Source organism: Thermoplasmatales archaeon (assembly GCA_014361195.1).
In the GTDB taxonomy this organism is placed as follows: Archaea; Thermoplasmatota; E2; order UBA202; family JdFR-43; genus JACIWB01.
This window is the reverse complement of the sequence record JACIWA010000002.1, coordinates 170,677-192,489: the sequence shown is the minus strand read 5'-3', so window position 1 is coordinate 192,489 and position 21,813 is coordinate 170,677. Positions and strand designations below refer to the sequence as shown.

At 36.7% G+C, this 21,813-nt stretch carries 18 protein-coding genes and 2 pseudogenes; 2 read left to right on the top strand and 18 right to left on the bottom strand.

The window, feature by feature from the left end:
- Nucleotides 1–168 precede the first annotated feature (168 nt).
- Both H5T44_02410 and H5T44_02405 read right to left on the bottom strand, forming a co-directional pair.
- Nucleotides 169–806, bottom strand: a pseudogene (locus tag H5T44_02410) (thymidylate kinase).
- Nucleotides 794–1,349 (bottom strand): annotated as a pseudogene (locus tag H5T44_02405) (phosphatidate cytidylyltransferase). Before H5T44_02405 ends, H5T44_02410 begins: the two co-directional pseudogenes overlap by 13 nt.
- A 71-nt stretch (nt 1,350–1,420) precedes the next feature.
- Between H5T44_02405 and H5T44_02400 the strand changes: the two are divergent.
- Both H5T44_02400 and H5T44_02395 read left to right on the top strand, forming a co-directional pair.
- Nucleotides 1,421–2,101 (top strand): alpha/beta hydrolase, encoded by a 681-nt coding sequence (locus H5T44_02400; GenBank protein MBC7081086.1) that lies wholly within the window; start codon nt 1,421–1,423, stop codon nt 2,099–2,101.
- A gap of 39 nt (nt 2,102–2,140) precedes the next feature.
- Nucleotides 2,141–3,364: an MFS transporter gene (locus tag H5T44_02395; GenBank protein MBC7081085.1), complete on the top strand. Its 1,224-nt coding sequence runs from the start codon at nt 2,141–2,143 to the stop codon at nt 3,362–3,364.
- On the opposite strand, the gene H5T44_02390 is transcribed toward H5T44_02395, so the two are convergent.
- The 16 genes from H5T44_02390 to amrS all read right to left on the bottom strand — a co-directional run bounded on the left by H5T44_02390 (nt 3,361) and on the right by amrS (nt 21,793).
- Entirely contained in the window at nt 3,361–4,227 is an 867-nt protein-coding gene (locus tag H5T44_02390) for an isoaspartyl peptidase/L-asparaginase (protein ID MBC7081084.1), read from the bottom strand. The two genes, H5T44_02395 and H5T44_02390, sit on opposite strands and share 4 nt — an antisense overlap.
- Nucleotides 4,224–5,231, bottom strand: a complete 1,008-nt coding sequence (locus tag H5T44_02385; protein ID MBC7081083.1) for an AAA family ATPase — start codon at nt 5,229–5,231, stop codon at nt 4,224–4,226. The genes H5T44_02390 and H5T44_02385 overlap by 4 nt, the downstream gene beginning before the upstream one ends.
- The gene (locus H5T44_02380) at nt 5,228–7,321 is read right to left on the bottom strand and encodes an acetate--CoA ligase family protein (protein ID MBC7081082.1); all 2,094 of its coding nucleotides are present in this window, start codon (nt 7,319–7,321) and stop codon (nt 5,228–5,230) included. Before H5T44_02380 ends, H5T44_02385 begins: the two co-directional genes overlap by 4 nt.
- A 417-nt stretch (nt 7,322–7,738) precedes the next feature.
- Entirely contained in the window at nt 7,739–8,704 is a 966-nt protein-coding gene (locus H5T44_02375) for a site-specific DNA-methyltransferase (GenBank protein ID MBC7081081.1), read from the bottom strand.
- A 1-nt stretch (nt 8,705) separates the two neighbouring features.
- Nucleotides 8,706–9,338: a ThaI family type II restriction endonuclease gene (locus H5T44_02370; GenBank protein MBC7081080.1), complete on the bottom strand. Its 633-nt coding sequence runs from the start codon at nt 9,336–9,338 to the stop codon at nt 8,706–8,708.
- Entirely contained in the window at nt 9,320–9,835 is a 516-nt protein-coding gene (locus H5T44_02365) for a retroviral-like aspartic protease family protein (protein ID MBC7081079.1), read from the bottom strand. The genes H5T44_02370 and H5T44_02365 overlap by 19 nt, the downstream gene beginning before the upstream one ends.
- 154 nt (nt 9,836–9,989) lie before the next feature.
- Complete coding sequence (locus H5T44_02360) at nt 9,990–10,538, bottom strand: HNH endonuclease (GenBank protein ID MBC7081078.1); 549 nt, start codon at nt 10,536–10,538, stop codon at nt 9,990–9,992.
- Nucleotides 10,539–10,958: 420 nt separating this feature from the next.
- A complete protein-coding gene (locus tag H5T44_02355) occupies nt 10,959–11,375 on the bottom strand; it encodes a NusA-like transcription termination signal-binding factor (protein MBC7081077.1) in 417 nt (138 codons plus the stop codon).
- On the bottom strand, nt 11,372–11,653 hold the full coding sequence (locus H5T44_02350; GenBank protein ID MBC7081076.1) for a 50S ribosomal protein L30e: 282 nt from the start codon (nt 11,651–11,653) through the stop codon (nt 11,372–11,374). The genes H5T44_02355 and H5T44_02350 overlap by 4 nt, the downstream gene beginning before the upstream one ends.
- Entirely contained in the window at nt 11,650–12,810 is a 1,161-nt protein-coding gene (rpoA2, locus tag H5T44_02345) for a DNA-directed RNA polymerase subunit A'' (protein MBC7081075.1), read from the bottom strand. Before rpoA2 ends, H5T44_02350 begins: the two co-directional genes overlap by 4 nt.
- A 14-nt stretch (nt 12,811–12,824) precedes the next feature.
- A complete protein-coding gene (locus tag H5T44_02340; protein MBC7081074.1) occupies nt 12,825–15,449 on the bottom strand; it encodes a DNA-directed RNA polymerase subunit A' in 2,625 nt (874 codons plus the stop codon).
- Nucleotides 15,450–18,830 (bottom strand): DNA-directed RNA polymerase subunit B, encoded by a 3,381-nt coding sequence (locus H5T44_02335; protein MBC7081073.1) that lies wholly within the window; start codon nt 18,828–18,830, stop codon nt 15,450–15,452.
- Nucleotides 18,827–19,066: a DNA-directed RNA polymerase subunit H gene (locus H5T44_02330; GenBank protein ID MBC7081072.1), complete on the bottom strand. Its 240-nt coding sequence runs from the start codon at nt 19,064–19,066 to the stop codon at nt 18,827–18,829. Before H5T44_02330 ends, H5T44_02335 begins: the two co-directional genes overlap by 4 nt.
- 37 nt (nt 19,067–19,103) lie before the next feature.
- Nucleotides 19,104–20,201, bottom strand: coding sequence for a hypothetical protein (locus H5T44_02325; protein MBC7081071.1), 1,098 nt, complete (start codon nt 20,199–20,201; stop codon nt 19,104–19,106).
- The gene (locus H5T44_02320; GenBank protein MBC7081070.1) at nt 20,201–20,749 is read right to left on the bottom strand and encodes an NTPase; all 549 of its coding nucleotides are present in this window, start codon (nt 20,747–20,749) and stop codon (nt 20,201–20,203) included. Before H5T44_02320 ends, H5T44_02325 begins: the two co-directional genes overlap by 1 nt.
- Nucleotides 20,750–20,788: 39 nt before the next feature.
- Nucleotides 20,789–21,793: an AmmeMemoRadiSam system radical SAM enzyme gene (gene amrS, locus H5T44_02315; protein ID MBC7081069.1), complete on the bottom strand. Its 1,005-nt coding sequence runs from the start codon at nt 21,791–21,793 to the stop codon at nt 20,789–20,791.
- Nucleotides 21,794–21,813 lie beyond the last annotated feature (20 nt).

The following is a 21,813-nucleotide window of genomic DNA, read 5'->3' as shown; positions in this document are numbered from 1 at the left end:
GATGGCTACCTATTAACAAAAACTATTATTAAAATCTTGCGTTTCCAAACTGGCTTTAGCTTAAAATTTGAGAGAGCAAATTTTTCCGCTTTTGAGCTTTATATTAGAATATTTGCTCCAGCAGATCAATTTTGATGTGGAGGGACAATTTTATATACAATTTTTTTATTACAAATTGGTGAAAATGAGAGGAACAGGTAGCTTATTTTTCTCCTCCCCCTTGCTTCTCCCTGTTCCTCTCGCCCCCTCATCCAGCCTGTCAAGAATTTCATCTATTTCCTTCTGCACATCTTCTATGGGGCGATTTGTATATATTATTTTCCATCCTTTTACAAGCTTAAGGGCTTTTTCCCTTACTTTCCTCAACTCCTCCAAGTTTTCGAACATTTCTCTTGCTCCTCTTTCTTCAATTCTCCTTAGTGATTCTTCTGGCTCAACATCAAGGAAAAACATATAGGGAGAGGTTGGAAGGAAGGTTGAGAAGAATTTGTATAATATCTTTGCAATTGGAAATGGCAGATAAGCCACCCCCACCAAGTAGCGAACAACAATAAGGGTGTCCGCTCTACCATAAAATTTTTTTATGGAGCGAATAACATCCATTGCATAATAAAAAGAGGCTTTTATGTGATTTACTTTTCCTCCCTCAAGAAGCGCCTTCTTTGCTTTCAAACCATATTTGTTATCATTTTCAGGGTGAGAGCGAATTATACCTTTTCATTTCTCTTTTCATATCTCTCCTTAATCAATTTCGCATGGGCATCTTTTCCCGCTCCATCTAGGCCATCAACAACTATAAAGCGCATTTTATCCCATAGCAGAGAAGTGAAGAAGCTAATGAGACAGTTAGATTATCCAAACCCTTAGGAGTTATTCCTTCAACAATAGTAGCAACAGAGCTAACAAAAATTAATAAAAGAATCGATTGAATGCCATTAAAAAAGTTATAATAAAGCATTGCAATTGCTCCAAATATTTTATATTTTCTTTTACCAAATTTTGTTCCAAAGAGAGATGCAAATCCATCACCATAAGACATCGCAACTATCCCTATCGCTATCAGAAACTTATCATAGAAGAAAGCATATGCAAGTATTGTCCAAGAAATTGAATAATAAACCAGCCCTAGCCCGTGCCCAGCGGAAGAAGCTTTGCTTTTTATCTTTAATGGAGAATATGGACTCATCAAAAAAGTTAATGGAATGAAGGGAGCGGCAGCAAGAAAAGTCATTATATACCTGTTTTCAAAGAGAGGGAGGATAAAAAGGATAGCGAGATAGAATTTTTTCTGATAAAATAATCAATATAAAAACATATAAATACACTGCTAGCAAGCCAGTTAAGTCCATGAAAATGAATAACTCATCAATATATAACTTTTTTAGAAAAAAATATTTTAAGCTTTTCAAAATTATTATTGATGCTCGTATTTATTCATGGAATGTGGGCTTCTCCAGAAATATGGGAGCCAATTGTAAAATATTTTGATTGCAGAGGCTTCAAATGTAAATGCCTCGATTTGCAAATTGCAAATAAAATAAATGCATCTTTTTATGATTATTTAAAAGTAGTTGAAGAAAATGTTAAGAAAGGAGATATTGTTATTGGCCACTCCCTCGGCGGGCTTCTTATGCAAAAAGTTGCGGAGGAGAAAGAAATAAAAGCGGGCATAGCAATTTGCTCCGCACCTCCAAAAGGAATAAAATTTGGAAAAAGGGCAATGATTGCTTCATTGAGATATTTTCCAAAAATAATTTCAAAGAAACCCTTTAAGCCGGATTTTTCTTTTGCAAGAAAATATATATTTAACTGCATAGATGAAGAAAAAGCAAGAGAAATATATGAAAAAACGAGAAGCGATTCATCACAAGTTGCATATGAAATAGCAATGAATAAAATAGCGGTTGATGAAAATAAGATTAAATGCCCTATGCTATTCATTGCAATGAAAAATGATAGGCTATCTCCTCCAGATATGGTCACAAAAATAGCGAATAAATACGGAGGAAAATTGCTTGTTTATGAAGGATGCCACTGGTTTTTGGAAAAATGGGAGGAGGTAGCTGATGGAATAAAAAATTTTATAATTGAGAACTTTTAAAAAATCATCAAAATTTATAAAGAGGGTAAATTTACCTTTATGCAAGAGAGAAGCAAAAAATATTTAATTTATCTTGTGATTTTAATGGGGCTTATTGCTCTTCTTGACTGGTATCTATCAACTGTTATAGCGGTTGCACTTCCTCACCTACTTCAAGAATATTCAATAAAAGATTTTGAATTTTCAATGTGGGAAGCATTGTATTTAGTCCCGTCTTTATTTATCTTCTTGTTAAATGGACTAAATGATATAATAGGAAGAAAATTATCAATTCTTCTATTGCTTTTAATGATGGGACTTCCATCTATTGCAATTTTCTATTTCGCGAATACCTTCCATTTGTTCATGATTTTCTATGCAATTATAAATTTCGCATTGGTTTCAAACATGTGGACCATACCAGTTGAAGAGGAAGCCCCGGCAAGCTCTAGGGGAAAGCTTATGGGAATCGTTTATAGCATAAGCTTAATTCCTCTTGCACCAATTGCTTCCTTCATAATAATTCCAAGATTTGGATGGAAGGGAATTTATGCATTTGGTTTTGTTTTCATGCTTTTGATTATTCTTGGATGGTTATTCATGAAAGAGACGAGAAGATATGAAAAGATAAAAGAAGAGAGGAAGAAAGGAGCGAGAAAAAAACATTTCTATGGAATTGGTGTGATAAAGAGGAAGGATCTCAGATATATAGCAATTGGAACCGCGATATGGTTCTGCTGGCTTGCGATCTCATTCCATCTGAAATATGTTGGACATTATTTGCAGGATATAAGAAATTATTCCCAAAATACATTTTTGCTTGTTTTCTTAACCGCTCAAATACTATGTATATTTGCTGGATTTCTTGCGGGATGGATGATGGATAAGGTAGGAAGAGGAAAGACCCTTGCTTTTAGCTGTATTGTTGTTGCAATTCTTTTCATCTTATTAGATTTCTTGCCTGGAAATCTTATTCTTGTATTCTTCCCGATAACCTATTTCTTCTTCATGTTCATGTATACCTGGATAATAGTTTATTTGCCAGAAATATTTCCAACAGATATAAGGGGATCATGCCTTGGATGGACAACTACTTCTGCCCGCCCCTCTTACATAATTGTTCCCTTAATAATATCTGGTTTGCTCAGGGTTTTAACCGATATGAAATTCTTCTGGACATTTACCGCAATTTATCCAATAATTGCATTTCTTATTGTTATTTTCACAAAACCATATGAAACAAAGAAAAAAGAGCTCGAGGAAATTGAAGTTTATAGAGTTTAAATCCTGCAAAAACTCTCTTCCTCACTTTTGAATGCTATTGCCATATAAGGAGTGTTAAAGCTAAATCCATATTCTCCTTTATTATTCATTGCTATTACCCCTCCAAATCCATTTTCAAATTCTGCTAATTTTTCAATTCCTTTCCTACATGCATAAAAAACATCATATCCTCTCTCAATCAAATCGCAAACATTTTTTGCAAGCATCGCCCTTAAAATAGTCTCTCCATACCCGGTAGAAGATGCTCCTCCAAAAGGTGTTGCATATGTGCCCGCCCCAGGAATTGGTGTATCGCCTACCCTTCCCTTCTTTTTCATTGGTGTTCCTCCTGTTGAAGTAGCACAAGCAACATTTCCATTCGAATCAACCGCAACACACCCAACTGTTGAAAATGCCATTGATGGCTTGAAATTGTTTTTCCTCATTTCCTTCCATCTATTAATTTCTCTTTCAGTTACCAAAATCCTGTTTTCAATTAATTCAAAACCCTTATCGCAAGCATATTTTTCCGCCCCCTCCCCAACAAGAATGGAGAAGTTTTCTTCATTGCATATCAAATTTGCAACCCTCGCAGGATTCTTTATTCTTTTTACCGCACATACCGAACCAAATCTTCTATTTTTCCCATCAAAAACAATTGCATCCATCTCTACTTCTCCATCCTCATTTAGGAATGAACCAATTCCCGCATCAAATGTTTCATCATCTTCCATATAAGCAATTGCTTCAACAACCGCCTTCAAGACATCTTCATCTAAATATTCATAACCAATTTCAACCGCTTTTTTGCAACCTTTTAGATGGGCGGAGTGCAATTCTTTTGGTATATTCCACGCACCACCATGAACAATTATTCCTTTCATGAAATTAATTCATCGAGCATGAGATGTTTTCTTCCTGCCTTCTCAATTTCTTCTATTTTCTTCTTTTCATCTGGAAGTATTGCCATCTGTAATCCATCAACCATTTTCGCAACAGTATAAGTATCCTGCCTAACTGAAAGAAGAGGTATCTCTTTTTCATTTGCTTTTGCAATTATTGTTGCGGGAGGAACTATATTATTTGTGAGTAAAATGCATGAAGTATCTTCTTCAAGGCAGGCGGTTATAACATCCGTTCTATCTCCTCCAGTAATTATAAGCTTTTTACCCTTTCTGAAATCAGGATGCCTCTTTATTTCAGGAGCGGATAGGGCTGCTACAAAAACATTTTCAATTTCTTTATTAAGTCCTCCTTCACCAGCCACAACTTTTGCAAAAATTTTCTCCGCAAGATAACTAACTCTTATTTTTCTAAGCTCTTCAATATAAGGTAAGTAACCAAAAAACTTCATTTTTCTTTTTGAAACTCCCTTTTCAATTTCATCTATATTTTCCCTGGTTTTATTGATTATTATTCCCGCTCCATCAGTGATTTTTTCTACATATGATAGCTTATCAAGGATTTCATAATAATCGCCTGATAAAACAAAAACAAGAGATGCCTTAACAAGAGAAGCTAGAGATAGGGCATCTATTCCAATAGATGCCCCATCCCATATATATTCTCCACCTTCTATCATAAAAAATTCTTTTCCATCAGATAACTTTTCAAATCTTTTCATAAATTCTTTTTTTGCATCTGGATAAAAATGCAGTATTTTTGAATGATGCACTCCAAGACACATTTCCTCGATGCTATAATCAATATCAAAAATTTCTTTAAATAGAAGGGTATCATAATCAACAATTTTCTTCCCTCTATGCACGGGATTGCTTCCTATCGGCTTCATATATCCAATCTTTTTGTTTAGGCTTTTACCCATTGCTATCTCAACAACACTTTTCCCGGATTTTTTATCCAAGGATGAAATGACGATTTTTTTCATTTTTTCACCTTTATACTAATTCTTGCATCAACTACCTTTACACCTTTTTCATATACCATCAAAGGATTTATATCTAACTCTTGAATCTCTTCAAATTTTGTGACAAGCATGCCTATCTTATAAATTGTATCTATTATGCTATCTATATCCTTTCTCTTTTCCCCTCTGACTCCTTCAAGCAGTGGATATGACTCTATTTCCTTTATCATTTTCCTTATCTCATTTTTTAGCGCAGGAGCAATGCGGAAGGACACATCTTTCATCACTTCCACATAAACTCCTCCAAGACCAAACATTATAACTTTTCCAAATGAATCATCTGTTGTGGCGCCGACTATTGTTTCAACGCCTTTCTCAACCATCTTTGTTACTTCCACCCCTCTTATCCTTGCCTTCGGGGCATTTCTTTTACAGTTTTCAATTATTGCTTCATATGCCTCCGCCACTTCTTTTTCATCATCTATATTAAGAACCACTCCTCCAACATCTGTCTTATGAATTATATCTTCAGAAATTATTTTCATTGCTATCGGATAGCCAATTTTGTTTGCAATAGATATCGCTTCTTCAATATTTTTTGCAACTTCAAAAGGAGGGACATCTATTTTAAGGCACGAAATTATTTCTTTTGCCTCATTTGAAAGAAGCTTATCCCTTCCCTCTTTCTCCGCCTCCTTTATTATTTCTCTTATTCTCTCTTCATTTATTTCAATCTCTTCAATTTCCTCCTCTTCCTTCTCTTCGCAAACTTTATATAAAGCATATAGTGAGGATACCGCATCTTCCACATCACTGAATGCGGGAATGCCTTTCATATTCATAGATTTTATTACATCGCTCGCTCCTTTTCCTCCAAATATAACATAGAGTGCAGGCTTATTGTATTTTGGATGCGTCTCCATTATTGCTTTCTCTATATCCTGAGGAGTAAGATCCCCTGCCTCGCAATAAAGGGCTAATATTGAATGAATGCTCTCCTCTTGAAATGCCCTCTCCAAAGCTCTTTTATAATCCTCTCCTCTTGCCTGGCCAGTTACATCAACAGGGTTTCTGTATGAGCCAAATGAAGGAATAACATCCTGAAAAGTTTTCCTAAGCGTTTCAACATCATCAAAGAGATGAAGACCGTATTTCTCGCATGCATCCGCAGCAATAACTCCAAGCCCCCCTCCATTCGTAACAATCACCACATTTTTCCCAGATGGTTCCGGGGATAAAGCAATAGTTGTAACCCAGTTAAGCCCGTCTTCAAGGCTCTCCGCCCGCAACACGCCCGCCTGCTTGAAGGCGGAGCTAAATATGACATCGCTTCCCGCAAGTGAGCCTGTGTGGCTTGCAACCGCTCTTGCGCCCGCTTTGCTTCTGCCCGCCTTGAGGACAATTATTTTCTTTTCTTTTGGCTTTTTTGAGAGGATTTGCAGGAATTTGCGCCCGTTTTTCATTCCTTCAATGTAAAGGAATATTACTTTTGTCAGTGTATCATTGAAAAGGTAGGAAAGGATATCAACTTCATCTATGTCAGATTTATTTCCGAGGGAAACTATTGCGGATAAGCCTATATTCTCTTCAGCGGTTTTTCCAATCATTGCAATTCCAAGAGCTCCAGATTGAGTTACAATTGCTATATTTCCTTTTCTTATTTCGCTCGGGCCAAATGTTGCATTTATGGGAGCAATTCCAGAATAAATACCGAATACATTCGGGCCGAGGATACGCATTCCATATTTTCTTGCTTTTTCAACTAAAGTCTTTTCTCCTTCAATGTTTCCAACTTCTGAGAAGCCCGATGTTATAATGACCGCAAACTTTGATTTTTTTGCAACATCTTCAATTATATTTACCGCAATGCTTGCAGGGACAACTATAAGGGAGAGATCAATTTCATCATTTATTTCCTCCATGCTTTTATAAACTTTTAAACCAAGAATTTCCCCCCCATTTGGATTCACAGGATATATTTTTCCCTTATAACCAGATAAAACAATATTCTTGAGCACAGTATGACCTATCTTGCCTTCATGATGTGATGCCCCGATAATTGCAACGCTTCTTGGATTAAACAATAAATCAAGCACAAGTGTATAGCACATGATTTATTATATTTTTTGAAAAGCTCTGGAAAGAATAAAATTTTTCTCATATTTAACAAATTTTTTGAAATCCCTATGAGTTTGGAGAGCCTCACAAATCTTCAGTTTAGTGTAGTAGTATTTTTTAACTGGATAAGTCCCTATTTCCTCATCTTTTATTAGTTAAACCTAAATGTTTTAGGAAATTATTTTTCTCTGAATTCTTGAAGTCTAATACTTTGTGGATAATACTCGCCATCATATCCCAAAAGAATTGAATTTTTGCCCTAGGAATCTGCTTTCTTAATTTCTTCTATTGCTTCGATGACATGTTTTCTCTTTATATTTTTAGGAACATGGTAATCTCCCCCAATTTCGCTTAACAGCTGAGCTTATCTGAAGCAAAAATTTGGGTGAGGGCAGAAAGGCAAGAACCTTTTATGGTGTGTTATACGCTGTCCGCCTATTTTTGTCATCCTTCTTTTTTTCAAATTCAAACAACTTAGGAGAATTAAACTCTAAAGAGAATTCTTTAATCCGCTTTTCTGCCAACTTTACATACTCCTCATTTATGTCATATCCAACATAGTGACGTTTTGTTTTTACCGCTGCGATCGCAGTCTGTCCGCTTCCTATGAATGGGTCTAAAACAACTTCTCCTTCAAAAGTATAAAGTTGGATCAATCTATAAGGCAATTCAACTGGAAAAGGAGCAGGATGCCCCACCTTTGTCGCTGGCTCAGCAGGAAATGTCCATACGCTTTTAGTAAACTCAAGAAACTCTTTCTTAGAAATGGTGCTCTTTCTTCTTAAATTTCCTCTGCTGAACATGCCTTTTGAGAAAACTAAAATATATTCATGAATATCCCTAAGTGTAGGATTTTTAGCAGAAAGCCAGCTACCCCAAGCGGTTGAAGGGCTACTACTGGAAGCCTTATTCCAGATAATTTCGCCTCTCATCAAAAATCCTAAATCCAACATATCCTCGATGATAAAGACGTGAAGCGGGATATATGGCTTCCTTCCAAGATTGGCGATATTAATACATACCCTACCACCTGGTACAAGTACTCTTTTAACCTCGCTCCATACTCTTTTCAAAAATTCCCTGTATTCATTTAAAGTAAGGTTCTCATCATATTCCTTTCCAACATTATAAGGTGGTGAAGTAACCATCAGGTGAACGCTATTATCTGGTAATTCCTCCATTTTTTCGCTGGTTTTACAAAAGATTTTATCCAGAAATTCCGAGGGGACAGGATTTTCTACATACTCGATTATCTCCTCCTTTGGTAGCTCCTCGTATAGTTTACTTGTATAAAAAGGGGTAGAGTCATGGTTAATTCGTCCGGGAGAGCCAAAAGCACTTGTTTTGGTACCTGCTTTTCTTTGATTAAATCTCATTTTAATCCTCCCTCCATAGGTCAACCCATCTTTTATAGGGATTAAATTCTATCTTTGTTCTTTTCCAGTTTATTGAGATACTTTTTGACTCACTATCCCCAACTAAACTCGATAGTGCTTCTTTAGTGATTTCAACGCCTCTGGGATTTGTTCCAGGTTTTGGAAGTTTAATATAATTTTGTCTGCCTATTCTATCAAAAAGCCTCTTTTGGACTTTCAATGGGATATAATAAAATCCTCCAACATCATTCCAGTTTATTTGAATAAGGAGAATATCACAGTTGGGGTAATAGTTTTCACGAAATTCTTTTGCTTTCTGTACATCAACCGTCCATATTAGTTTTACACCACCAAAACTTTTGCCTGTAATTGTTTTAATGGATACTGGTTCTCCAAATAATTTTGCATCCACTTCTGGCTCAGTTATAGGAATCTCGGTCTCTACATTTGCTTCGCCAAATTTGTAAATAAGTAAAGCAACTATTATCCTCTCACGAACAGAACCAACTTCCATTCCAGTTCTGCCCGCCCTTGAACTTTCTAATTCTGCAAGTTGAAATAGATAAGGCAAACGCCTCTTTATCTTCTCTACAAGCTTTTCGTCCTCAAATATTTCTACCAAGCGATCAGACATTCTTCATTCCTCCATTCTTTTAGCGAAATAGCGTATCTAGTTCCGAGTGTATCTGAAGCGCAGGATTTGGGCGAGCATAAACGAGTTGCATGTCCGCTGTTATACTCTCTTGCGATGAGTATCTCTGTCACGGGCATATCTGGGGACCTTGGATTGAGTATGACTGTTTTCGTGACAGGATCGACTATAAGGTCCAAAGCTTCTAAAACTATTTGTCCAACGAGAGGTTCTGAACCCTCAACTTCACCAAACACATCAAATATCCCATTCCTTCCTTTTAGTTCGAGAATTACACCTCTATAAACAGATTTTATTTGAATTTGGTTGTTTGCATGTCTAACTCTCCTATCTCCTATCTTCCTCAAACCAAGCTCTTCTACTATATTCTGTGGCAGAGCGACCATCGTTGCACCTGTATCAATGACTGCTTCTACTTCCCTCGTTTTCATCGGGCTCAACAGGCTCGTGATCTTCACCTTCTCTCTTACCTTTCCCATTTTATTCCCTCTTTATATTTTCAAGTGTTGCAGATTTAAATACTTTTGGTTTTGCAATGGCGTATAACGGCTGGCGGGTAAGTGAAGTGAGTGAAGTGAGGGATTTTGGGTGAGAGCATATCCCCAACTAGATATACTCTGTTATACGCTGTCATTATTTCTTCCTCCTTAAAATGCTCTCTAAACAATAGACAGTTAAGGTAGATTCCTCACATAGGTGTCCAAGCTCGCAACCATTACAGAGTTTTTCAAGATCTGTCTTCCCAGCATCTAAAGTACCTTTCTCAGAGTGAAGTCTATATAGGAGTTTTAGATACTTTCCCTCAGTCACACGAGGTACCTCATAACGGCGGTCAAGTTTAAACCATTCATACACTCCTTTATCACCTTTTGAAGAGTTGCAGCTTTTGCAAGCCATCACAACGTTATCTGGAATGTCTGGACCATCGCGATTGCGAGATATAAGATGATCGTAAGATAGCTCTATGGTTGAGCCATAATAAATACATTGATTTGGCATCTCACGCTCTCGGATATATTCTCTAATTGCTCCAAGCCATTCAATCTCGCCTGACCGCAACTTCTTAAAACGATTCATAACGAACGCATACTGCTTCTTTCCGGCCCCTGCCGACTCAAAGATAATATTAGCATATTGCCAATAGATCAGATCTCGGATGGTTTTAACTGCTGATGGTGGCATTATATCACCTCCTCATCTATTATTCGTTATTCCGGATAACTCCTTATATCCAAACTTGGTTCGCATATCATTCCAATTTAGTATTATATTTGAACTATATAACTTTTTAATTTTTATATTCGCCTCTCCTTTTTATGTAAACTATCTAAAGGATTTTTTATTTTGCTTAGTTCCTTGTTACTAACATGCGTATAAATATATGTTGTTTTTGAGTTTTTATGTTCGAGTAACTCTGAATATATCGTAGATGTGTTCGCTTTCAAGCAAGTGGTTGCGAAGCTATGCCTCAAATTGCATTCTCCCCTATTGCATCAACAAATACCTGATTTAAAGAATAGAATAAAACCAATAATTTACTGCTCATATTGTGAATACAAAAAATAAAATAACTTAATCAAAAAATCTCTTATTCTGAGAAAATCATAGCACTTTTAGCTCTTCTATGCCATGGTGTCTTTTTGCTATTTCCCTTATGATTTTTATGTTTCTTCCATCTTTTCCAATTGCCTTTCCTTTATCATTTGGATTTACGACAACGCTTGCCCTCTTCTCTTTTTCATCAAAAATTATCTTATCTAGTTTAAATGGCTTGAATAAATTTATTATGAACTGTTTTATATCAACATCATATTCAACAAACCTTACTTCTTTTTTAAAAATTTCTTCGAGTTTTTTTATATTCCTTGCATCCTTTCCAACCGCTTTTCCTAATTTTCCCTTTTCAACAACAAATGTTATTCTGTCTTCTCCTCCAACACAATCAATTATTGGTGTGCGAATAAAACCTTCCGCTATTGTTATGTAGCTCATTTCCTCCTGTGTGAGCTTTATTTTCATTTTATCCCAATCAATGAAAGAATACCTGATTTTCCTTCATCAATTATTGCAAGAGCACTAACTCCAAACGGCTTACCGCACACATTCCCTAATTCAAGATTGTTTCCATTATAAATGTACACTGGTTTGTCTTTAGCAAAACTCATTATTTTTTCTTTTTGAACACAATCAGAAGAAATAACCACCGCTTTTGCATCATCTATCTTTTTTATTACCATTTTACTACCAAATAGCACTTTTCCCGTTTTAACTGCTCTCAAAAGCTCCTTCTCAATCATTTCTTCACCTCGCTCATCTTCTTTATATCTATTGCAAGCTCAACAGAACCCGTTCCTAGCCTGATTGGCTGACCTACTATAATATTTTCCGCAACTCCCTTTAATTCATCCACCTCCCCGCGCCTGCTCGCTCGGAGTAGATGATCAACAGTTATTTCAAATGCCGCTCTTGCAATAACAGAGCCTTTTTCCCCGCTTACCCCTTGCCTACCTATCGGGCGAATTGTTCCATCTGATGTCATTATATCCGCAACTAACATTATATGCCTTATATCAACATTCAAACCCTGCTCCTGAAGAGTTGAATAAGCTTCATTTATTATCGCATTTCTCGCCGCCTCCACACCAAGCACGCGATATATTGCATGTATATCATTTGTAGTTGTTCTTGTTTTATCAACTCCTTCTATTTCAAAAACTTTCTCAAAATTGCTCCCTTCAGTGTATATAACATATTCATCTCCTTCTCTCCTTATAATAGCCCTCTTTACTCCATCCAATCCCTTTATCTTTATACTTTTAACTTCTTCATGAATTCTTCTGAGCTCGCGATAGCTCTCCTCTTCTGGAACAACAAATATCTTATCTCCCTCTTCCTTAATTTCTACTTTGCTGACTTTATTAAGTGCTTCAATTACTTCAGAAATTTTTATTCCTTTTCTTTCCATTGCTTTTTTATCCGGAATTACAGCAACCCTCATATTGCTTATCTCCGCTTCAACATCCGCAACATCTATTAGGCGAGTTATTTCAATTTTGTTTGCTATTTCTTTCGCCTTCTCCTTATTTACTTTATACATCCCTTCCAGATATACATTCATCATTGGTGTCGATGGCTCACTCCTTGCATCAACTATTTCAATAAGTCTTGGCAATCCAAGAGTTACATTTATCTCCGCCACTCCCGCATAGTGGAATGTTCTCATTGTCATCTGTGTGCCTGGCTCTCCTATGGATTGAGCTGCAACAATTCCACATGCCTCATGAGGATCAACAATGCTTTCGTTATATTCTTCAATTGCAAGTTCCACTAGCTTATTCATTTTTTTCTCAAGCCCATTTTCCTCAATTTTTTGAGCTATCTCTTTTATAATTGAATCAGGTAAATATTCATTTTTTTCTTCTAAAAATTTTCTTATCTTTTCCTCTATACCCATCTTTGCCTTAGCCATCATAACCACCTTATCAATGCATCAACATTAACCGCCTTTCCTCTAATGCTCTTCATTGGATCAACACCATCTTCACCATAGTTAAATTGAACTATTTCCCCAGTTGTTGCCCTTACAGTTCCATCTTCTTCAACCTTAACATTTTCAAGAGCATTGATAAGACGACGCTGCATATATCCACTTCTAGAAGTTCTAACCGCGGTATCAACAAGTCCTTCTCTTCCTCCCATTGAATGAAAGAAATACTCAGTTGGAGTCAAGCCTTTTTTATAGCTTGATGTCACAAAACCTTTTGCTTCCGCCCCCAAGTCTCCTTTTTCAAAATGAGAAAGCGTCCTGCCAGTATAGCCCCTGCTTATCCTCTCTCCTCTAACCGCTTGCTGGCCGACGCAACCCGCCATCTGGCTCAAGTTCAGCATGCTTCCTCTTGCTCCAGATCTTGCCATTATAACCGCAGAGTTATCCATACCCAAGTGCTTGCTCGCTATTTCTCCTGTTTGGTCTCTGGCTCTTCCTGTTACTCGCATTATCTCCATTTCTAGTGTTTCCTCAAGGCTTCTTCCTGGTATTTGCTCCAGCTCACCACTATTATAAGCTCTTATCAGTTCTTTTATTTTTTCTTTCGCTCTTTCAAGTTGTTCTTCGATCTGCAATTTTGCTTCCTCTGGTATATCTTCATCATCTATACCTGTTGTAAAACCAAGCAAACTAATGACCGCTATCGCCATTTTTGTGATTCTATCAATAAACTCACTTGCCTTATCAGAACCAAGTTTTCTTGCTATATACTCAACTATTTCTCCTTTAAACGCTCCAATACTTTTCTCATCTATTGTGCCACATATCAACTCGCCATCTTTTATAATTACATATGCATCATAAGGGCATCTCTCCTTCAAACAATTCTCACAGCCCACGCATGTTTTTGCTTTATATTCAAGATTTATCTCTTTGGGTAAGAGTTTGCTGAATATCTCTTTACCCTTCATTCTTTCCTTAACCTCCCCCTTATAGCCAGCAGATGAAAGAATTGTTATTGCATCTTCCTTGCTAAATTCCCTATCTCTATACGTAAGAAGGAAACAACCAGTAATGTGATCATGTATTGCCCCTATTATTGCCCCTCCAAATCTAGGGCTTAGTATATGCTCCTGCACTTTCATTAAAATTTCTGCCTCCGCTCTTGCCTCCTCGCTTTGGAGTACATGCAAATTCATTTCATCTCCATCAAAGTCCGCATTATAAGGTGGGCAAACCGCAAGATTTAAGCGGAATGTTTTATATGGCAAAATTTTCGCCCTATGAGCCATCATTGACATTCTATGCAATGAAGGCTGTCTATTGAAAAGAACAATATCTCCATCTTGCAACTGCCTTTCAACTATTGAATTTACCTCCAATTTTTCAGCAACCGCTTCCGCATTTTCTGGTGTTACTTTTATTCTCCTCCCATCAGGCCTTATAACATAATTAACCCCTGGCAAATAAACTACGCCAGGTGGAGGAGTTGGAGAAGGTCCTCTTTTTACAAGTTCCTTCATCTTATCTATATTATATTGATTCACTATTACTGGCACGGTTAGCTCTCTCGCAACAATTATCGGAACACCAACTTCATTTATACTTATGTTTGGGTCAGGTGAGATTACTGTTCGTGACGAAAAATTAACTCTCTTACCAGATAAATTACTCCTAAACCTCCCCTCTTTTCCTTTTAATCTTTGTGCAAGCGTTTTTAATGACCTACCGCTCCTGTGTTTTGCTGGAGGAATACCAGCGGTTTGATTGTCAAAATAAGTAGTTATATGATATTGGAGAAGCTCCCATAAGTCTTCAACAATAAGCTGGGGGGCACCCGCATCCCTGTTTTCCTGTAATCTCTGATTTATTCTTATTATATCAACAAGCTTATGAGTTAAATCATCTTCGCTTCTTTCCCCTGTTTCAAGGGTTATTGAGGGACGGGTTGTAACAGGCGGAACCGGTAAAACTGTTAGTATCATCCATTCAGGGCGTGCAAATTCTGGATTTACATCCAGCAATTTCAAATCATCTCCCAATGCTTCGCTAACTTTTTCCATCCATTCTCTTACTTCAGCAGGCGTCATTTTATGCCCCGCTTCTCTAAATGTTGTTGGTTTGTCAAGATCGACAGGCAATTTTTCTTTTCCACAATATAGGCACGCGGTTGTTTTTTCTGCATCTTTTGCCAGCTCTTTTGCAAGATAAGAAGTGCTCCCTCCTATCTTAACAGTTTTTTCATATTCCTTTCTATATTTTTCTATCTCTTTTTCAGTGAGAAGTATTTTTCCGCACCCTCTACAAGTTGCTTTCATTATGTTATGTATTGTTTTTACAAACCCAACATGTATTATTGGCATTGCAAGCTCTATATGTCCGAAATGACCTGGGCAATCCCTCACCCCCTGCCCGCATGTCTTGCATCTTAGCCCTGGTTCAATCACCCCAAGTCTTGTATCCATAAGACCCATATCAATTGGAAAGCCATCTTCGTTATATGTGTCTGGAGTTATAACTCTTGTAGCAGACATTTTTCTTATTTTTTCTGGAGAAAGCAATCCAAATTCAATTTTCCCTATAAGTTTTTTTGATATGCTAACCATTTACACCAACCCCCTCAAAATTAATTTTGGATCTATAAGTAAAGATTGAAGTTCTTCTAAAAGCAATTTAAATGCATAGCTCATTTCAACAGGATATATCTTTGCATCATCCCCGCAGAGAGGACATTTTAAGAAGCCTCTCCTTGTTTTAAATGCAATATGCCCACAATTCTCACAGATATACTGAATTGTTGAATCTGATTCGTCAAGCAATCTCTCTTTTATTACCATAGATGCACCATGTCCAATTAAACAATCTCTCTCCATTTCTCCAAATCTAAGCCCTCCTTCTCTCGCCCTCCCTTCAGTTGGTTGTCTTGTTAATATTTGTACAGGTCCTCTGCTTCTCGCATGTATTTTGCCAGAGACCATATGATGAAGCTTTTGATAATATATTACTCCTACAAATATATCCGCTAAATACATTTTTCCAGTTTCACCATCATAAAGAATTTCTTTACCATTATGCTTAAAACCGTTTTTAACCAACGCTTTTCTTAATTCTTCTTCTGGCTCACCTGAAAATGGAGTACCATCAATAAATCTTCCTTCCATACAACCAACTTTTCCTCCTATCATTTCAAGAACATGACCAACTGTCATCCTGCTAGGTATTGCATGCGGATTTATTATCAAATCAGGAACTATTCCTTCTTCAGTAAATGGCAAATCTTCGGGAGGCGCTATCAAGCCAATTACACCTTTCTGCCCATGTTTTGATGCAAATTTGTCTCCTAGCTCTGGCAATCTTTCATCTCTTACCTTAATTTTTGCAATCCTTGCCCCATTTAATGTTTCAGATATAACAACATTATCAACAACCCCTTCCTCACCATGCCTTACTGTTATTGATGTTTCCCTTCTTTTCTGTGGTACTAGCACGTCTGTGGGTTCTTCAAGGAAACGAGGCGGTGATGTTTTGCCAATAAGAACATCTCCTCCTTTAACTTCGCATTCAGGCGTTATTAATCCATCCTCTGACAAGAAATTATATGCGTCCTCACTTCTAACTCCTCTGCATTCTGGGTCTGGAATTTCAAAATGGTCTTCCTGCCCGCCTGGATAGCGTTGTTCCTCCGCAACATATGTTCTGAAAAATGTGCTTCTTCCTAATCCCCGCTCTATAGATGCTTTATTCATTATTAAAGCATCTTCCATGTTATATCCTTTATAGCTCATCACCGCAACAACAAAATTTTGGCCCGCAGCTCTTCTTTCAAAATTCACATACTTTTGAGTAAATGTTTTCACTATCGGCACCTCAGGGTAGTGAAGCAAATGCCCTCTTGTATCTGGTCTTTTTCTATAATTTGAAGCGCTAAAGCCAAGAGATTGCTTCCCCATTCCCGCCCCCATCGTAATTCTTGGCGAAGAGTTATGCTCCGCATATGGAACCAGGCTTGAGCCCACACCAAGAATACATACGGGATCAACTTCCATATGTGTATGTTTTTCATTCAGCTCTTCTTCATAAGAGGCTATATAGCAATTTTCCTCCTCCTCACAATCTATATATTCAACAACTCCCATTTTTATTAAATCACTCCATTTAAGCTCCCCTTTCTTCACTTTTTCTCTCATTTCTTTAGTATAGAGTAATCTTCCATTTTTTGCAACTATTAAAGGCCTTCTTAGCCTTCCCGCATCACAATTTACAACAACATCATTGCTCTCTTCATAATAGCAAACATTTATCTCCCTATCAATTTCCCCGCTTCTTCGCCTGTTTCTTATTTCTTCTGCAAGCTTCCTGCCATCTGGATGAATTCCTATTAAATCGCCATTTAAATAAACTCTTGCACCCTTAAATCCTTTCCTAACCTCCCCTAGTCCTAGCTTCTTCAATTCTTCTTTCACCTTTTCTTCTGGATAACCCTCAGATATCTCAACTGTTAAAGCGAGATGCTTGACAAGCCCACAATTTGGACCCTCTGGAGTTTCATTTGGGCAAAGTCTCCCCCATTGGGTAGAATGCAAATCTCTTGCTTCAAAGTGGGGCTGAGACCTTGTTAGAGGAGAATTTACTCTCCTGAGATGGCTTATAGTGGAGAGATTTGATGTTCTATCCAGTAATTGGCTTACTCCTGTTCTTCCCCCAACCCAGTTCCCTGTTGCCATTGCATGGCTAACTCTTTGATTAAAAACATCCTCCCTCACAAGAGGTTTTATCTTTATCTCTTCAAATTCCTTGCCCCTCGCATATAGCCTTTCAACTTGATACTTTAAATCCTTACATAGTGCAACAAAAGCAACTCTGAACAAATCCTCCATCAAGTCGCCAGCAAGGCGCAATCTCTTATTTGCATAATGGTCTTTATCATCCTCACTTCTATATCCAAGAGCTAATTCAAGAACCGCCTCACCCATTCTCGCAAGAAATACACCTTTCTTTATCCTATCAGATGTTTCATTTCCTAAATGGGGGAGAAGAGTTTTGTCTAACAATTCCTTTACTCTTTCTTTTCTATATTCCTTTGCCTGCCCACCCGCTATTTTTTTTCCAAGAAATTCAATTGCTTCTTCTTCATTTCTGACTTCGTATTCTTGTTCGCAAGCTTCTATGTTTGCATAAATAAAAACTTCTGTCTCTGGATAAGAAGCCATATTATCAAATATTGTCTGGTTATCAAGACCGAAAGCCTTTAATAAAATAAATAAAGGGATAGGACTTGCAACATTTGGCAAGCTCGCCATCAGTATTCCGTCCTTCCTTTTTTCAACTGATACTAGAGAGCGGAAACCCTCTTTCTGAGAAAATACTTTTGCACTTTCAACAACATATCCATATCTATCTATTTTTTCAGTAAGAACTCGATTTGGTGCTAGGTCTTCTAGGGTGATTAAAACTCTTTCTGTACCATTTATTATAAAATATCCACCAGGGTCTAGGGGGTCTTCTTGCTTCTCTATTAGTTTATTTTCATACTCCATATCGCTCAATTTTCTTCCTGCTTCCTCTTCAAGAATTTCTCTTGAAATATTGCATTTCTTCGATTTTACCATTATTGGAATAGTCCCTATCTTTGCTTCCTCTACAAGATCATCTCTTTCTTTTCCTTCAATTACTGGAATGAATTCAAGAAATACTGGTGCTTCATAAGTTAAGTCGCGCAATCTTGCCTCTGCGGGGGTTATTACATGCTCTTCATCATTTGCCTCTTTTACAACAGGTCTTCCAACTCTTATTTTACCGAGCTTTATTTTATATCCCTCTATTTCTGGATGAATATACCCCATCTCTAGCCTTTCTTCTTCTCCTTCCCCAACTCTTGTTGTATTTATTATTTCCTGCAATCTCCTGTCAAGGAAATCGTTGAAAGATGCTAAATGGTGATTCACTATACTTCTTTCCCTAAAAAAAGCATCTATTAACCCCCTCATTCTATCCCCCTCGCGACAACCAAGCGATATACAACACTTTTTCCTGCGGTTGGACTATTCCTTGTAATCTTTATTACATCTCCTTCTTTTGCCCCTATAGCTTTTACAACAGGATCATCAACAAGTATTCTAGGCAAATTTTCTTTTGAGATATTATAGGTTTTGATTAATTTTTTCACTTCCTCTTCTCTCAAAATTTCATGCTGGGGCACAAGCACATGCTTCAATATATCCAACTTCATTTTTCCTCCCACTTTATATTAAACATATATTTTAATTTTTTGGCTTTCCTTTAAAAATATTTTTTATCTCTTCATAAGGAGCATCGGTTTTGAAAGCACATTTTGAGAAATGAGTTAAGCCCGCTTTATAACCCATTGATTTTAATTTATCTATTATTTCAGATATTTTTGGCTGTCTTGTTTTAAGCGATCTTGCTATATAATCGCTTTCATAAAATAGAATAGGAAGACTCTGCTCTTCCTTCCATATTTTTAGCATTTGCTTTATTTCCATTATTTTCCCTAAATCCTTCTTGCTCACTATTTTTTCCATTTCATTTAAGAATTCATAATCAAATATTTTTCCAATCCATACTGGCCCACAGAAATTTTTATCCGGTAACTCTTCAAAATTACAAAAATTCCATCCATCTTTCCAGTATATCCATCCAATATTTTTTAGCATATCATCCGCTTTCCTTGCGCCTCTTTCCGCAAACCCATAAACTCTATAAAAATGACTATAGGAATAGCTTAGTATAGGGTAAAAAGAATAGTCAAAAATTGAGAAATTTTTTGCTATACATGCAAGAAGTATCCTAAGCCCTATCTCCTTCATCGCCTGTCCCCTCATAGGGATGACACCATATCTCCTTATACAGGCGTTTGTATAAACTCCACAGAGAGTAGCCACATCAGTTGCGGTAATTGAGAAATAACCAACTTTTTTTAAACCATTTACAAGTGATGGAAGAAAATAAACTGGTGAGCCATAAGGATCGAGATTTATATAATCATATTTGTTCCTGAGCAAAAGTTGCCTAACATCCTCACTGTGAATTATTGCATTCACATTATTTTTTGCAACATTTTCCTTTAGAATATCAAATGATATTGAATTTATCTCATTTAAATGCACTTCTATCTCTCCATCAACCTCTTTCGCTATTCTTATCCCCCTTATACCAGTTGAAGAAAGAGCGTCCAAAAATTTTTTTGCACCTTTATTTACAATAAATTGGCAGAATATGATTTCTATATCCCTATCAATTTCAAATGTTGGGTTATAAAAGCTTGGCTTTTTCTTGCCAGGCCCTTTATATGCTTCAAAACCTATAGTTTTTATTTCCGCCTTTCCTTCCCTTATCATTAAACTCCTTCTTCCTCTAAAATCTTTTCTATTTTATATGGTATGAGATTCCTGTTTTTGGAAGTAATTTCAAGTATCCTAACATTATTCCTGTTTCTTATCCCCTGCAATGTTGCATCTCTAGATTTCTTGTGCAATGTTATAATAGCGGGTTTCTCGCAATCTAAAACCTCCTTAATTGTTTCCCTGAATTTTCTGCTCTCCAGCTCCATTTTTCCAACCTCATCAACAACAACAATATCTACTCTCTCATCTTTTATAGCTCTCTCTATTGCTGGTATTCCAAATTCATCCAAAACCTTCAAATTTACTTTATATTTTCCTACCCTATAAGAAGATTCAATATTTACATGAGCAAAAATTCTTTCCTCTTTTGTCATTAAATCAATTATTTTAAATCCGACTCTTTCTTCGTTTTCCTCAATTTCCTTTGTTATCATTCCTCCAAAAGTATATTTATACTTCAATCTCTCCATTATTCTGATTACCCCCTCAGTTTTTCCCGCTCTCGGCGCCCCAGTTATGCCAATTTTCGGAACGACATCCATAATATATGTAAATACATTTAAATTTAAAAACAATGTGTTTTATTTCATTATCACTTTTATTTTTTCTCCGCATTTGGAGCATTTTCCTTCTTTTAAACCAACTATCTGCGAAGAGAATCCGTGCCTTTCTATAAGCAAGTTTTTACAAGTCGGGCAATAGGTATTTTCATATTCTCCATGAGGAACATTTCCTAAATATACATAGTGAAAGCCTTCTTCCCTGGCAATACCATATGCTTCTAAAAGTTTTTTTAATGGAGTTGGAGGTAAATCACTCATCTTATAATGTGGATAAAAAGCAGTGAAATGAATTACCTGCTCATTTCCAAGATTTTCTAAAACCCATTTACAAAATTTTTTTATTTCCTCTTTATCATCATTTTTCGTTGGTATCACAAGATATGTTATTTCCACATGAACTCCCTTACTTTTATAACTTTTACATGCGTCAAGCACAGGCTCCAGCTTTCCCCCGCATATTTTTTTATAAAAATCTTTGCTCATTGATTTTACATCTATATTAGCAGCATCAACATATTTTGATACCTCATAAATTGCGTCCTCGTTTATGTATCCGTTTGTAACAAAAACAGTGTATAGCCCTTCTTTTTTTGCAATTTTTGCACAATCAACAGCATACTCTACCCATATGGTTGGCTCATTATATGTCCAAGCTATTCCATCACAACATCTCTTAGCTCTCTCAATTGCTTCATGCGGAAGAATTTCCTCCAAATAATATTCTTCTGGCAATGCCTGGCTTATTGAAAAATTCTGACAGTGCATGCATTTCAAGTTGCAACCCACGCTCCCAAGGGAATATACAAGTGATCCAGGGTAAAAATGAAACAGTGGCTTTTTTTCGATCGGGTCAGGGCAGGCGGAGAATGCGGACGCATATATTAGAGTAAATAATTTTCCACTACTTGCTTTTCTCACCCCGCATATTCCTCTTTCCCCTTCCTTAAGAACACATCTATGGGGACATAAATTACACTGCACCTTTTCTCCTTTTGAAACCCAAAATTTTGCCTCTTTCTCCACAAAATTAAACCATATTGATA